At 49.3% G+C, this 223-nt stretch carries 1 protein-coding gene; it reads right to left on the bottom strand.

Annotated features, from left to right (window positions below; genetic code table 11):
* Positions 1-8 precede the first annotated feature (8 nt).
* The coding region (locus AC6CH7_RS26550; protein WP_498265572.1) for a hypothetical protein at positions 9-223 on the bottom strand (215 nt) is incomplete at its 5' end.

The following is a 223-nucleotide window of genomic DNA, read 5'->3' as shown; positions in this document are numbered from 1 at the left end:
AAAATGTATCACTTCCCAGAGCACAAAATCTCCCTCAATGCTTTAGAAAAAGCATCTGCCTTTCGCTCTAAAATCCGCACCAGCAAATTCAGCCCTCCTGAGCCTAACGCTTGTTCAGTATCCGATCCATATACATTCTGAACTTCAGCTCCTGCAACTTCCGCTCCGCCGCTTTTCGGTCCCGGCTCCTCCAGCCCCTGGCAAATAACCAGATCGCCACAAA

This window comes from Pedobacter sp. GQ55, from assembly GCF_059758925.1.
This window is presented reverse-complemented; position numbering and strand designations above follow the sequence as displayed.